15 protein-coding genes are annotated in these 13918 nt (G+C 65.4%); 13 read left to right on the forward strand and 2 right to left on the reverse strand.

The features are described from left to right. Nucleotides 1-363: 363 nt before the first annotated feature. The 4 genes from ACW4E8_RS16850 to ACW4E8_RS16865 all read left to right on the forward strand — a co-directional run bounded on the left by ACW4E8_RS16850 (nt 364) and on the right by ACW4E8_RS16865 (nt 5760). A protein-coding gene (locus tag ACW4E8_RS16850) for an IS5 family transposase (protein ID WP_456805536.1) occupies nt 364-1175 on the forward strand; the annotation gives its coding sequence in 2 pieces (ribosomal slippage) (nt 364-703 and nt 703-1175; 813 coding nt in all). Between the two features lie 558 nt (nt 1176-1733). Then, a complete protein-coding gene (locus ACW4E8_RS16855) occupies nt 1734-2561 on the forward strand; it encodes a DUF932 domain-containing protein (protein ID WP_456805537.1) in 828 nt (275 codons plus the stop codon). 81 nt (nt 2562-2642) lie between these two features. Then, nucleotides 2643-4688 (forward strand): ParB N-terminal domain-containing protein, encoded by a 2046-nt coding sequence (locus ACW4E8_RS16860; protein ID WP_456805538.1) that lies wholly within the window; start codon nt 2643-2645, stop codon nt 4686-4688. A 760-nt stretch (nt 4689-5448) separates the two neighbouring features. After that, nucleotides 5449-5760 carry a DUF736 domain-containing protein gene (locus tag ACW4E8_RS16865; RefSeq protein WP_456805539.1) on the forward strand — a complete coding sequence of 104 codons (312 nt, stop codon included), beginning with the start codon at nt 5449-5451 and terminating at the stop codon, nt 5758-5760. A gap of 71 nt (nt 5761-5831) precedes the next feature. Here ACW4E8_RS16865 and ACW4E8_RS16870 read toward each other — a convergent pair whose 3' ends face one another. Then, a complete protein-coding gene (locus ACW4E8_RS16870) occupies nt 5832-6125 on the reverse strand; it encodes a helix-turn-helix domain-containing protein (RefSeq protein WP_456805540.1) in 294 nt (97 codons plus the stop codon). Nucleotides 6126-6441: 316 nt separating this feature from the next. On the opposite strand from ACW4E8_RS16870, the gene ACW4E8_RS16875 reads away from it, so the two are divergent. Then, nucleotides 6442-6792 carry a DUF2958 domain-containing protein gene (locus ACW4E8_RS16875; protein WP_456805541.1) on the forward strand — a complete coding sequence of 117 codons (351 nt, stop codon included), beginning with the start codon at nt 6442-6444 and terminating at the stop codon, nt 6790-6792. An 82-nt stretch (nt 6793-6874) separates the two neighbouring features. Here ACW4E8_RS16875 and ACW4E8_RS16880 read toward each other — a convergent pair whose 3' ends face one another. Continuing rightward, nucleotides 6875-7093, reverse strand: a complete 219-nt coding sequence (locus ACW4E8_RS16880) for a hypothetical protein (RefSeq protein WP_456805542.1) — start codon at nt 7091-7093, stop codon at nt 6875-6877. A 32-nt stretch (nt 7094-7125) separates the two neighbouring features. Between ACW4E8_RS16880 and ACW4E8_RS16885 the strand changes: the two genes are divergently transcribed. The 8 genes from ACW4E8_RS16885 to ACW4E8_RS16920 all read left to right on the forward strand — a co-directional run bounded on the left by ACW4E8_RS16885 (nt 7126) and on the right by ACW4E8_RS16920 (nt 13818). Beyond that, nucleotides 7126-7881, forward strand: coding sequence for a DUF7011 domain-containing protein (locus ACW4E8_RS16885; RefSeq protein WP_456805543.1), 756 nt, complete (start codon nt 7126-7128; stop codon nt 7879-7881). Between the two features lie 125 nt (nt 7882-8006). Then, on the forward strand, nt 8007-8297 hold the full coding sequence (locus tag ACW4E8_RS16890; RefSeq protein WP_456805544.1) for a helix-turn-helix domain-containing protein: 291 nt from the start codon (nt 8007-8009) through the stop codon (nt 8295-8297). Between the two features lie 26 nt (nt 8298-8323). Then, nucleotides 8324-9175, forward strand: a complete 852-nt coding sequence (locus ACW4E8_RS16895) for a replication initiator protein A (RefSeq protein WP_456805545.1) — start codon at nt 8324-8326, stop codon at nt 9173-9175. 244 nt (nt 9176-9419) lie between these two features. Then, a complete protein-coding gene (parA, locus tag ACW4E8_RS16900; RefSeq protein ID WP_456805546.1) occupies nt 9420-10058 on the forward strand; it encodes a ParA family partition ATPase in 639 nt (212 codons plus the stop codon). Next, a complete protein-coding gene (locus ACW4E8_RS16905; protein ID WP_456805547.1) occupies nt 10055-10306 on the forward strand; it encodes a chromosome partitioning protein ParB in 252 nt (83 codons plus the stop codon). The genes parA and ACW4E8_RS16905 overlap by 4 nt, the downstream gene beginning before the upstream one ends. After that, nucleotides 10303-10836 (forward strand): DUF2840 domain-containing protein, encoded by a 534-nt coding sequence (locus tag ACW4E8_RS16910; protein WP_456805548.1) that lies wholly within the window; start codon nt 10303-10305, stop codon nt 10834-10836. Before ACW4E8_RS16905 ends, ACW4E8_RS16910 begins: the two co-directional genes overlap by 4 nt. Continuing rightward, on the forward strand, nt 10833-11414 hold the full coding sequence (locus tag ACW4E8_RS16915; protein ID WP_456805549.1) for a S26 family signal peptidase: 582 nt from the start codon (nt 10833-10835) through the stop codon (nt 11412-11414). Before ACW4E8_RS16910 ends, ACW4E8_RS16915 begins: the two co-directional genes overlap by 4 nt. A 436-nt stretch (nt 11415-11850) precedes the next feature. Further along, nucleotides 11851-13818 (forward strand): relaxase/mobilization nuclease domain-containing protein, encoded by a 1968-nt coding sequence (locus tag ACW4E8_RS16920; RefSeq protein WP_456805550.1) that lies wholly within the window; start codon nt 11851-11853, stop codon nt 13816-13818. Nucleotides 13819-13918: the final 100 nt, after the last annotated feature.

Below are 13918 nucleotides of genomic sequence, written 5' to 3' on the forward strand. Positions count from 1 at the left end.
GACCGGACCCTCACTGGTTTGGTGCGCCGCACAATAATTGACGCTTCCATTCGGTCTTCGCTGACCATAAAATGAATACGTAGCCATTTATATACTGCATTGATTGTTTTTGGTCAATACGTTGGATCAATCGAGTCGTGTTGTACCGCTCATGCGTGAGGTGTCGCGGGATGGCCCGAGGCACGCTCGTGGGAGATGGTGCTTCTGTGAACCAGCACGGTCTAGTGCTGTGAGTGGCCTGCAGCGTCCCTCACGTTACTTGCAAGGAAGTCCTTAAGAAGCTGTTGCAAAATTACCCATAGGGTCTGTTAACTTTTTCGCGCCGGTGTTAACTTCCTGTCTTGTTTTGCCTGACAGGAAGCGATGCCCGGAGAACTGATAGACGACGAACTGTGGTCACTCATCGAACCTCTGCTGCCGGCGCGAGCGCCGCGCAGCCGCCGATATGCAGGTCGCAAGCCGACGCCGGACCGAGCGGTGCTGACTGGCATCGTGTTCGTTCTGCGCTCTGGCATCGCCTGGAACCTACTGCCGCAAGAGATGGGCTGTGGCTCGGGAACCGCATGCTGGCGGCGACTGGTTGCATGGCAGGAGGCTGGCCTCTGGCAACGCATCCACGAGACACTATTGTCCGAATTGCGCCGTCGCGGCCAACTCGACATGGCGCGCGCCATTGTCGACAGCTCCTCGGTTCGCGCCATGCTGGCGGGAAAAAAACCGGCCCGAACCCAACGGACCGGCGCAAGCTCGGCAGCAAGCATCACCTCATCGTCGACGCGCAAGGCATCCCGCTCGCGGTCATCCTGAGCGGCGCGAACTGCAACGACATCACGCAACTCGATGCGCTGGTCGAGGCGATTCCTCCCATTCGCGGAATGCGCGGACGCCCTCTGCGCAAGCCGAAAATCGTCCAAGGCGACCGGGGATACAGCTCTGAGCCACACCGACAGCGCTTGCGCAAGCGCGGCATCACGCCCGTGCTGGCCAAAATTGGTTCGCCTCACGGCAGTGGTCTTGGCAAGACACGTTGGGTCGTGGAGCGCTCGGTTGCCTGGCTCCACTCGTTCAGACGCCTGAAGATTCGATACGAACGATATGCTCATGTCCACGAAGCCTTCCTGTCCCTGGCCTGTTCACTGATTTGCTGGAGCAGGCTAAAGCCCTGGATGGATTAATTTCGCAACAGCTTCTAAGGGATTGTCGGCCCCGGTCTTGTTCTTCTCTTGCATGCCGATAGGGTAGCGCGAGCCCGTTGATGGGCGTCACCGGCCAAGAAAATGGGCCGGTCGCGCTGTCGTGCTGCGCATCGAGCCTTGCTGCGCGAGTCTCGCCCCATCCGGGCTTCCATCGCTGACGCCTACGGCCCGGTTCTTCGATCCGGGCCTGCGCGCTTCGCTTGCGTGGGGTCTGCGCCAACTGCGGCCGGTTGCCTGTCCAGCCGTCTTCCTTCGCTCATCACCTTGTCCGCGACTGTAGCCCGCGGCCGTGCGCCGTCAAGGCGCGCCGGGCCGTGTCCTCGGCTACGCCTGCGGGCCGCACCCACCCGGCGCTTTTCTCCTTGACGGCACCCGTCCGCGCGCTCCTGGCCGTCGCGGGCGATGAACTCAGGAAAGACGGTGGCAACGAGGCCGGCCCAGGTCTCCGCGCCGACCCCACCGGAAAAGCCGAAAGGCGGGCTCCGAATCTAGGAATCCGGTGGTTTTCGACAGCTAACCCTTGTCAGGAGAAAGACCATGCAACTCGCATCCCGCTTCGCTTCGCGTTCCCCGGTGCTGCGCTCGGAATATCCCTTGTCCGACGAGCAAATCCGCAGCGTAGTCCCATCCATCTTCGCGGAAGCCCCGCACGGCAGTCGTTCGCAGCGGTACCGCTATATCCCCACCGTCACGGTATTGGACGAGCTGCGCGGCGAAGGTTTCCAGCCCTTTATGGTGTGCCAGACACGCGTGCGGCAAGACGACCGCCGCGAGTACACCAAGCACATGATCCGGCTGCGTCACGCCAGCCAGATCAACGGTAGCGCGGCCAATGAAATCATTCTGCTGAACTCGCACGATGGCACGAGCAGCTACCAGATGCTGGCCGGCATGTTCCGTTTCGTATGCCAGAACGGCCTTGTTTGCGGCGAAACCGTGGCCGACGTGCGGGTGCCCCACAAGGGCGACGTGGCCGGGCAGGTCATCGAAGGGGCGTACGAGGTCCTGCGCGGATTCGACCGGGTGCAGGAATCCCGCGAAGCCATGCAGGCTATCACGCTGGACGCCGGGGAATCGACGGTGTTCGCCCGCGCCGCGCTGGCCCTCAAATACGCCGACCCGGAAAAGCCCGCGCCGATTACGGAATCGCAAGTCCTGATGCCGCGTCGCACGGACGACCGCCGCGCCGACCTATGGAGCGTGTTCAACCGCACGCAGGAAAACCTCATCAAAGGCGGTCTGTCCGCTCGCACCGCGAACGGCCACCGCCAGACCACCCGCGCCGTGCAGGGTATCGACAATGGCATCCGCCTGAATCGCGCCCTGTGGCTGCTGGCCGAGGGCATGCGCCAGTTGAAAGCCTGAACCTCGCGCCGGAGGGGCTTTCACCATCCCGGCCCCTTCATTCCTCCCGCTGCTGTTCCTGTCACGCATGGAGATACCATTATGAACGCCGTTACCAAAGCCGAGAATCGCGCCATGACCACTACGCTGGAAGTGGCCGACCCGACCAAGAACCTGATCCTGGTTCCGCTCTCGCAGTTGCTGGCGCGCCGTTCCAAGCGCAACGCGCGCACGACTGCGCGCATGTCCATCCCCGAACTGGCCGCCAGCATTTCTCGCATTGGCTTGCTGCAAAACCTTGTTGTCATCCGTGCCGCCGATGGCGAGCATTATGAAGTGGTGGCCGGTGATCGTCGTCTCACGGCGTTGAAGCTGCTGGCGACGAGAAAACACTTCGCCGCAGGGCACGAGGTGCCGTGCCTGCTGGTGCCCGACGCTTCAGCCCGCACCGTGAGCCTGGCCGAGAATCTGCTGCGCGAGGCCATGCATCCCGCCGACCAGTTCGAGGCGTTTGCAGCCCTGGTCAAGGAAGGACGCCCCATCGAGGACATTGCCGCCGATTTCGGCGTGTCCCCGCTGGTGGTGCAGCGCCGCTTAAAGCTGGCGAACGTGTCGCCGCGCTTGGTGGCCGACTACCGTACCGGTGGCGTCACGCTGGAACAGTTGATGGCCCTGACCATCACCGACGATCACGCCGCGCAGGAAGCTGCGTTCTACGGCGCGCCGGAATGGCAGCGGGGCGCATCCGCGCTGCGCGAGCGCCTGACCGAACGCGAGATCGACGCCACGCAACCGCTGGTGCATTTCGTCGGGCTGGACGCCTACACGGCGGCGGGTGGCGGCATCCGCTGCGACCTGTTCGCCGACGACGATAGCGGCAAATACCTGACCGATGCGGCGCTGCTGGAAGCGCTGGTGCGTGGCAAGCTCGACACGCTGGCCGAAGGTGTCCGCACTGAGGGTTGGGTGTGGGTGGAAGCCGTGCCGCACCTGAGCTACGCGGAGCGGCAGGCGTTCCAGGACGCCCCGCGCCAGCGTCGCGAACCGACCGCGCGCGAGGCCCGCCGCGTCGCTTCGCTGCAGTCCCGTCTCGACAAGATCGACGCCGAACTGGAGGAAGCCTACGACGCCGTGGACGAGCACAAGATCGAGGCGCTGGAACAGCGACGCGGGCAGGTGGCCGGTGAACGGCAAGCTGTCGAGGATGCCTTGCAGGGCTACGCCCCGGACGTGCGTGCTGTTGCCGGTGCAATTGTCACTGTCGACCGCCGCGGCGAGGCGGTGATTCATCGCGGACTGTTGCGCGAGGCCGAGGCCAAGGCGCTACGCACGCTAGAGCGACTGCGGCGGGGTGTTCCCGGAGGCGAGGGCGCAAATAACGCGGAGGGCGAGACCGCTGGGCCGGTGAAGGTAGCCGCCAGCCTGTCTGACCGGCTGGCGCAGCGGTTGAGCGCGCACCGTACCGCTGCGCTGCAAATCGAAGTGGCTCGGCATCCGCAAGTGGCCCTGGCTGCACTGGTGCATGGCATGGTGCAGACGGTTGTGCAGACTGACGTCCATGGCGACCGCCTGCCGCTCGGCGTGCGCCTGAACGTGCAAGACCGGCTGGAAGGTTCGGCCCCGGACTGGGCGGCGTCGCCCGCCGCCGTGGCGCTGCGCGAATTGCAGCAGGCATGGGGCGAAAGGCTCCCGCAGGGTAGCGCCGAACTGTTCGCCGCGCTGCTGGCAATGGAGCAGGGCGAGTTGGTGCGGCTGCTGGCCGTGTGCGTCGCGGCCACGGTGGATGTGGTGACGCCCCGCGCGATGCAGCGTCAACCTGGCGTGGAACTGGCGCAGGCGGTAGGGCTGGACATGGCCGCATGGTGGAAGCCGACTGCAGGCGGCTATTTCCGCCACGTCTCCAAGGCTGTGATTTTGGAAGCCGTTGGGCAGTTCGCGCCGTCGCACACTGCCCGGCTGGCGAAGCTCAAGAAGGGCGATATTGCCAGCGAGGCCGAACGGCTGGCCGAAGGCACCGGCTGGATGCCTGCACTGTTCAAGAACGGGCTCGACACGGAGCCGAAGGAGAGTGCGCAGGCAGCAGCAGTTGCGGGGGATGCGCCGGACGATGCCGCCGACGAAGTGACAGCCAACGCGCTGGCCGCGTGACGTAGCAGCATGGCCCAGGCGCGTTGCGCCGGGGCATCCGCTCAAAACCGGGCGCGGCAGATCTGCCGCGCCCGGTCTCAACGTCCACAGCAAAAAACGCCACGTCGCCGCCTTCGGCCAGGCGGCGACGTGGCTGCGCGCAAGTCCTTGCGCGCGGTACGACGATCAGTGCCCCGCTGAGGCGGGCAAGGTTTCGATGGCGCCCCGCCGCAATGGGCCGGGCGCGTGAGGCTACGCCCTGGCTTGCTGCTACAGGTTGTGCGAATGCGTACCGTTCTCGATGCTGGCAAATCGTCGCCCACCACGTCGTGAAGGGCGGTTCGCGGATACGCCGCTCGGCTTCTATGGACCTTTCGCGCCGATGCCTCAAAGACGTCGCCGCAAGCTTGGGCAGGGGGCATTCTCGCTTGTCGTTGCGGGAGTGGTCCTGACCCGCGTTGGGGCGCAATCCGGTGCAGCTGTCATGTGGGGATGCCGAGTCGGCCACGGCTCCTTTCGGAGAGGTCGGCCCATGCGTCCTTTAGCCGTTGTGCATCCTGGCAGGGGCGCGGCTACGCCTCGGCCTTCATGGCCGCAACCTTCCGGCGCAAACAATTTCCCCGCCGCTGCGCGGCTTCCTCGCGCAGCAAATTGTTCGCGCCTCCAGGTCCTCCACTGCGTCTCGGCCGCAAAGCGGTGCAGCCAGACCGGCCCCCGCTGATCGGATCACAACAAGGACGCGATGGGCGCGACCTTGGGTAACCCGAAAGGAGAACGCATCATGGCTAACATCGGCAACTTCACCGCGCAGAACGACGGCTTCACCGGCACGGTTCGCACCCTGACGCTCAACGTCAAGGTCAAATTCATCCCCAACGACAAGACCAGCGAGAACGCCCCCGACTTCCGCATCCAGGCGGCCGGCGGCTACGACATCGGCGCGGCGTGGAAGAAAGTCAGCCAATCCGAGCGGCCCTACCTGTCCGTGACCCTCGATGATCCTTCATTCCCGGCGACGATCTACGCCCGGCTGATCGAGGAGGAAGATGGCATGCACAACCTGATCTGGTCGCGCAGCAAGCCGACGGCCTGACGGCCGCCCCAAACGCCCCGCCCATTGCGGCGGGGCAGCAGTTGCTGCTAGCCGCAGCATCGCGCGCACGCCTACGGCGCGTCGCGCTCTTTCAAGATCGCCTCCAGTTCCTGGCGCACCTGCGCCAGAAGCTGGTCGGCCTTGTTCGTGCTGTCGCCGGCAAAGGCCAGCGTCAGCAGCGTGAGCGGATGCACTTGCATGACCTCGCACAGTTCGGTCAGCTTGTGCATGGTTGGGCTTTTCAGGTTGCGCTCCAACGAACTCATATAGGTGCGGCTCGACACGTCAGAGAACGCTTCCTGGCTCAAGCCGCGCGCTTTCCTGATTATGCGTATTGCTGTCGCCAATGAGTGTTTCGCCGTCACCAATGGTTCCCCTAGAAAACCATGATGTCAGCCTATTGCGCACTATAGTGCTACAATCTATAGTGTTCATTTTAAGTTGATCGAGCTGCTTTCGGGTTTTTGCGGATATCCGCATTTGCGGATTCCGACAGATTAGGGGGACCGCATCCGTGCCTTTCTTGGCTACCGCAATTCCGCTTCCGCGCTTCTGTGCTTGCGCGAATCCGATGGTTTTCGGATCCGTGCTTGCGTACGAATGCGCGCATCTGGCATCCCGTTTCTGCGCTTTGGCGGAAACTTGTGTCCGTGCATCCTCGGATTCGTGTGGTTCTTGACCGTGGCCCGTCCGCTCACCACTGATGATGAGCGCGCGCAGCTGCTCGCCAACGGCGAGGCGCGCGCTGCCGGTCAGGGCATCGACCCGCTGCCTGTAGTGCGGTTTTTCACGCCGGATGCGCATGCCACCTGGTTGCTGGCTGCGCTAGACCCGGCCGATGGCGATACGGCCTGGGGCCTGATCGACCTTGGCATCGGGATGCCGGCGTTGGGGACGGTGAAGCTGTCTGACCTGGCCTCTATCGTCGGCCCGCGTCAGCAGGCCGTCCTGCGCGACTTGTACTTCCGCGCATCGCGGCCGCTATCGGAGTACACCAGGCTGGCGCAGCTCGATGGTTCGATCCCCGACTGATCTGGACCCGTACCGCCAACTCACGGTCGTCAATTCGGCCGGCCCCCCAGACAGAGGCCGTTGCGGCGCAATTATGGCTATTTCAGTCTGACTCAAGGCGCAAGCGGTCTAGATCGAGATTCTTGCGCCAGGACGGTGCGGCCTCGACCCAAAGAGACATGATGCCCTGCGTGGCTTGCGGCAGGATTTCCTGTGCAGCGCGCACTTTCCGCGCTGTGTGGCGGTCGCGTTCGGACAATGTGCGCAAGGCTTCGGAGTCAATAAATGTTGTAATGCATTGATTCTTGCGCTCGATGTCCATAGCGACGTTCCTGATCGACAGAAGTTAACGTCATGGCCGATCGAAGCGGGGATTCTTGGCTTCCGACCGCAGCGTATCTCTATGTTCTGCACCTGGACGGGCCTGGGTTGGCTTGGGAGTACCTGCGCCGCCATCCCGACTACCGGCGCGACTGGCTGCGCCGTCGCCGCCGGCCGGAGGCGGCGCACCGCTGGGGCCTTCGCCTGTTGGAAGACCCGTCTCTGGATGCGCGCGACGCGCATCCGGCCTGGTTCCCCGACCATGATGCGGTGCTCCAACTCTACCCGGATGCCGACCCACCGCCCAATGCCAGTGCCTTTGAATTTTGGCGCATTCCCGGCCAGAAACACCTGGTTCACGACGGCAAACGCCTGATACTGAAGGCTCGCTGGCCCGGCAGCTGCGTACGATTGGCGTTGGCGCCAGGCCTGGAGGATGGCATGGCCTATCTCTACGCCGTCCGCCCCGGCGCCGCGCTCAGCGCGCGCTACCGCACGCTCGTGGCCGAATGGGACAAGTTGGCGGTGCTCGCCGAAGCTTCGCCTACGGTCGCGGTTCGGTCCCGGCCGGCACCCGCCGCATTGCTGGAACTGCGCACCTTGCAAGCGCTCGACGCGACCCAGGCGGGTGCGTCCCTGCGTGAGGTCGGGGAGGGGCTGTTCGGCGCCGATGTTGTGGCAAGTGGCTGGCATGCCGACGGCGGCCTGCGCTCGCGCGTGCGCCGCTTGGTACGCCGCGGCCGATCGCTGATGCACGGCGGCTATCGGCGCCTGGCGCAGCTCGAGTGACCTCGGGAGGGTCGTTTTGCCTTCGCTGCAAAACGACCCTCTGCGCTGCGCATCCCTTTCTTCAGACTGGCCTCCATCCGGTCGCGTTGTGCGGCCGGCGATCTTGATCGATGGAGGATCATCCCATGCGTCCCGATCCCTTGCGGCCTGCCGCCGCTGCCGCCGCTGCCGTCGCTACGACGCCGCAACCCCAACGCTACCTGACCAACGACGAAGCCGCCGACTACCTGCGGCTGTCGCCGCGCACGCTCGAGAAGCAGCGCGTGATTGGCGGCGGGCCGAAGTTCCGCAAATTCGGCCGGCGCGTCATGTACGCCGTGGCCGACCTCGACACCTGGGCCGACCAGCACAGCTACGAGGCCACATCCGATCCCGAGTACGCCGAACATCATGCGGCGGACAGCCGTGCGCGCTGATCGCTGGCTCGCCGGTGGCCATTGCCATGTCAAGTGGATCGGGGGAGCGGGAGCAACTCGACCTCTTCCGCGCTTTGCCGGGCGACATGGCGCCGCGCGATACCCAGGACTTGATGGCCTACCCGTTCTTCTCGCTGGCGAAGTCGCGCCGCACGGCACCGATCGACTTTCGCAGCGGGAGCGTCACCATCCGTGTGGAAGGCACGCAGGAGCATGGCATTGCCACGATCTGGGATGCCGACGTACTGATCTGGGCGGCGAGCCAGATGGTAGAAGCGCGCGACGCGGGCCTGCGCCCATCGCGGCTTATGCGTGCCACGCCGTACGAAATCCTTCGATTCACCGGGCGCGGGGTATCGCTGCGCGACTACCAGCGCCTCAAGGCCGCGCTCGACCGGCTGCAATCGACCACCGTGGCAACCTCGATCCGCGAGACGAGCGGGCGGCGCCTGCATCGGTTCTCATGGATCAACGAGTGGAAGGAACTGGCCGATGCCCGTGGCACGCCGCTGGGCATCGAGCTGATCCTGCCGGACTGGTTCTATGCCGGCGTGGTCGACGCCGCCCTGGCGCTGACCATCGATCCGGCGTACTTCCGTCTCACTGGCGGCATCGAGCGGTGGTTGTACCGCCTGGTGCGCAAGCACGGCGGCAAGCAGCCGGACGGCTGGCAATTCGATTTCCGGCACCTGTACCGGAAATCGGGCAGCGCCACGCGCTTCTCGGATTTCGCCTACGACCTGCGCGCACTGGTGGCGCGGCAACCCTTGCCCGGCTACGTCCTCGACATCGAGCGGGTGCCGGGCGATGCCACCGAAGTGCTGACCTTCCGGCCCGTGCCGTCCACGGCACGGGGATGGCTCGGGGACAACCTGTGAACAGCCTCGTGCTATCAGGAGTAAGGGGTATCGTGCTATCAGGAGTACGCCTATCGTGCTATCAGGAGTACGAAACGCCCGCAACGTCAATACTGGCGCGGGTTTGCGGCTCCGTTAACTTATCTAACTTAAAAAGACTAACTTGTAGTAGCGCGCCGCGTCGGTGGACAACCCTCGACCGGCACGGGGAACACCGCTTTGCAAAGGCAGCGAAGGCTGGTGTTTCAGTACGGGGGGCGAGGTCATGATCGTCGCCTTACTCAATCAGAAGGGCGGCGTGGGCAAGACCACGCTCGCCACGCACATCGCTGGCGAGCTGGCGCTACGCGGCCAGCACGTCGTCCTGCTTGATGCCGATCCACAAGGCTCTGCTCTGGACTGGACGCAACGGCGAAGCCAGCAGGGCTTGCCGCGCCTGTTTGGCGCCGTGGGCCTCGCCCGCGAAACGCTGCACCAGGAAGCACCGGATTTGGCCAGACGCTGTGACCACGTCGTCATCGACGGCCCGCCACGCATCGCCGCCTTGGCGCGCTCGGCACTATTGGCCGCCGAGCGCGTCCTGGTTCCGGTGCAGCCCAGCCCTTACGATCTGTGGGCGTCTGCCGAGATGGTCGCGATGATCCGTGAGGCGCAAGTTTTCCGGCCGGCGCTACGCGCTGACTTCATCATCAACCGCCGCGTCAGTAACACCGTCATCGGCCGCGAAGCCCGCCAAGCGTTGGCCGAACAACCGCTACCGGCGCTGCGCTCGGAAGTGCGTCAGCGCATCGTGTTCGCTGACAGCGTGGCTGCGGGCCGGATCGCCCGCGAAACGGCGCCCGACAGCGCCGCTGCGCGCGAAATCACGGCGCTGGTCGATGAGCTGCTGTGGTGGCCGACATGACGATCACCCGTGGCAAACGTATCGCCATTGGCGCGCGTCCGCCGGCGAACCCGTGCGCCGAGGCGTGGGTTCGCCAGGGCGAGGCAGACGGCCTCCAGAAGGGCGACGTGTACACCGCACGTCTGACGCTCGATATCACACCGGCGATGCGCGCGCGCATCAAAGTGTCGGCGTTCACGCAAGGCGTGACCGTCGCCGAACTGCTGCGCGCGCTGCTGGAACGCGAATTCCCGGAGTCACCTCAATGAACGCGCAACCTTCGGCGGCCGCAGCGACGCCCCCACCACCACTTGCGGTGCTCGCCGGCCTTGACGGTGCCGCGCCGCTGACTCGCGTCTCGCTCGCCTACATCGAGCAGCGCATCGACATCTACCTGCGCTTTGGTGAGCCGGCGCATACCATCCGACTCGACCGCTCGCGTCGTGTCGCAGTGTTCCTGCCGGGCGCAGTGTTCTGCCGCATCCGTTGGCAAGCCAACGATTACGGTACGGTGCGCTGGCAGCTCATGGTGATACAGACCTGCACGTCTCTGGACGCGGCGCAGCGCATCCCGGGTGTGCTGCCCGGGGCGCGATTGCTGCTGCACGCCGAGGGAGAACCGGCGGTGCGCGCCGTGCTGGGACGGATCGACGCCATCGAGGCGCTGGGCATTGCCCCGGTCGCCGTGTCACCTGCGTACTGGCGCACGCTGGGCAATCGGCTCAGCGCGCGCTTGCCGCTCACTGCTTATACCGCCGAGCGGCACGCCGCCTGGCTAGCTGGGAGGTCGCTGTCATGATGGCTGCTGCCGACACCGCGCGGCATCCTCGCTCGCGCCTACGAGCTCGCATCATGGTGGCGGGTTTGTCTACTCTCGGCCTCACTGCGCTCGCCTGGGCGTCTTTCGTGTCGCCGCTACCGCACCTGACCTACAACCCGTCCGACAGCATGGCAGTTGGCTGGTATCGCGTCGATCCGCTCGGCAATCGGGCCACCTTGCTGCAGGGTTCCGTGCATGTGGGCAGCATCGTGCTGACCCGGATGCCGGTTGAAGCGGCTGCACTCGCTGCGCAACGCGGCTACCTGCCGGCGCACGTTCCCCTGCTCAAGCGCGTCGGTGCGGTGGCGTCGCAGCAAATTTGCATTGTCGGGCGCAGCGTGCGCATCGACGGCGTGCCGGTGGCCGCCGCGCTGGCTGCTGACCGCATGGGCCGACCGCTGTCATCCTGGCAGCAGTGCCGGCGTCTGGTTTCAGGCGAGTTGTTCCTGTTGAGCACGACCGATCCGGCGTCATTCGACAGCCGGTATTTCGGGCCGATCACAGCATCCGCCGTAATCGGCGTCGCGCATCTCGTTTGGCCGGAGACAGATCGATGATGGCCGTCGACTCGCTCCGCTTCGTCGTGCCGTCGGGCCTGTCGTTCGCCCGGGCGTCCCCGTGTCGTCGCACCTGCAGCGCGAACGCGCTCGCGCCGCACTTCGCGCCGCCTCCGGCGCGGCGCTCCCACGTGCAGGCGTCTTGCCTGGAACGCGGCCGGCCTGTGGCCGTGGCCGCGGTCTCCGGCGAAGCGGCTGCGGCGCGTGCGGCGCCGCCGGGCCGCCGGCGCCCGGAGCGAGAGCGCAGGGCAAAGGCGGAAGGCAAGATAAAAGGTCGCGGCACGCTGGTCCGCCAAGAGGCAGTCTGCACGTGGGGTGGGCGCGGCACGCGCCAGGGGATAGCAGTGTGCCGCGAAAGTGGCCAATACCGCGCCGGCACTGGCAAAGTCGCGTGCCTCGCACGCCTGGCTGCGACGGTCCTGGATGGAGCGGTACGATGAGCCGTCGCGAAGGTCAGGCTCAGGGCGACCGCTTCCGTGTCCGGCCTGGCGGGCCGAAGCAGCGCGACGACACGTTTATCAACCAGGTGCTGCGCCAGACCAAGGCTGGTGCGAACGTTCGCAAGACACTAGGGAAGGCTGGCCAACGGCCCGGCTCCCGGCTAGGGCGAGGCCATGTCGCGGCGCGTTTCGTCGGTGGCTCGCTGACTGCCAACGCCAGGCGCGTGACGATCAAGACCCGGCTGGTCAACCTGGCGCAGGTCGGGGCGCGCTCGACTGCCGCGCACTTGCACTACATCGAGCGTGAAGGCGTCGATCGCCAGGGTGGGGCGGGGCGCGCCTATGGGTCGACGACCGACGCCGTCGACCTCGATGCGTTCAAGGCGCGCAGCCAGGACGACCGGCACCAGTTCCGCTTCATCGTTTCGCCGGAGGACGGGGAACAGCTCGAAGACCTGCGGACCTACACCCGGCACCTGATGGCTCGCATGGAGGCTGACCTGGGAACAAGGCTGGAATGGGTGGCAGTGGATCACTGGAACACCGACAATCCCCACACGCACGTCGTCCTACGCGGCAAGGACGATACTGGAAGGGATCTCATCATCGCCCGCGACTACATCGCCGAGGGAATGCGCCGGCGAGCCTCGGAACTGGCGACCGAGTGGCTGCGCCCCCGCACCGAGCTGGAGATCCAGCGCGCCATGCAGCGCGAAGTTGATCAGGAGCGATGGACCGGGCTGGATCGCACCTTGCAGCGCGAAGCAGCCGAAGACGGTCTGGTGCATGTCGAACGCTTCGCCGAACCCCGGTTGCAACGGCAGAGGCAACTACTGATAGGGCGCCTGCAACGTTTGCAGCGCATGGGCTTGACGACCGAATGGCAACCTGGTGTGTGGGCGATCCATTCCGACGCCGAGCCGATCCTGCGTGCGATGGGCGAGCGCTGCGACATCATCCGTACCATGCAGCGAGCCATGAGCGGCCAGGAACGCGAACTGGTCGTGTTCCTGGCCGGCGAGGACAAGCGCGCCATTGTCGGCCGGGTGGTCGGCAAGGGGCTGGCCGATGAGTTGTATGACAAGGGCTACCTGGTGATCGACGGAGTCGACGGTAAGGCCCACTACGTCGCGTTGCCGCCGCGATCGAACCTGGAGCAGTACCCGACCGGCGCCATCGTGGAAGTGAAAGGCTCGCCCGAGATGCGCGCGGCCGACCGCAACATCACGGCGCTGGTCGTCGACGGCGTGTATCGCACCGACCATCACCTTGCAGTCGCCCAGGGGCACGCTACGCGGGAGCGCGACCCGCGCGAACTGGTTGCCGCACACGTGCGCCGGCTCGAAGCCCTGCGCCGAGCTGGCATCGTAAAACGTATCGCCGAGGGCGTCTGGCGCGTGCCTGACGACCTGCCCGAACGCGGCCGCCAGTACGACCTACAGCGCCTGGGCGGCGGCGTGGCGGTCCACTTGAAATCGCACCTGCCCATCGAGCGGCAGGCTCGGGCAATCGGCGCGACCTGGCTGGACCAGCAACTGATTGGTGGGGGTAAGGGTCTGGGCGACTTGGGCTTTGGCGGCGAGGTCAAGGACGCGCTACAGCAGCGCGCCAACCTTCTCTCCGAATGGGGACTGGCGGAGCGCAGAAGGCAGCGTGTTGTCCTGGCGCGGGATTTGCTCACGACGCTGCGCGGGCGAGAGCTCGCGCAAGCGGCGCAGGACATCGCCGCAGAAACCGGTCTCAAGCATCGGCCCGGGGCTGACGGCCAGCGCGTGACCGGCATCTACCGGCGCAGTGTCATGCTGGCCAGCGGGCGTTACGCGATGCTGGACGACGGCATGGGATTCAGTCTGGTGCCGTGGAAGCCGGTGATCGAACAGCGGCTGGGACAACAGCTCGCCGCGACAGTGCGTGGTGGCCACGTTTCATGGGAGACTGGTCGACAGCGTGGCCTTGGGATTTAATAGTGGCTTGATCCTGCGGAAAGAAGGATTGTCATACGCCGCCCTGCGGGAACTCTAACAATGTTCGTTGCTTCTTTGGGTATGCCTCAATTGATGAGTC

Source organism: Cupriavidus sp. CP313, from assembly GCF_054072015.1.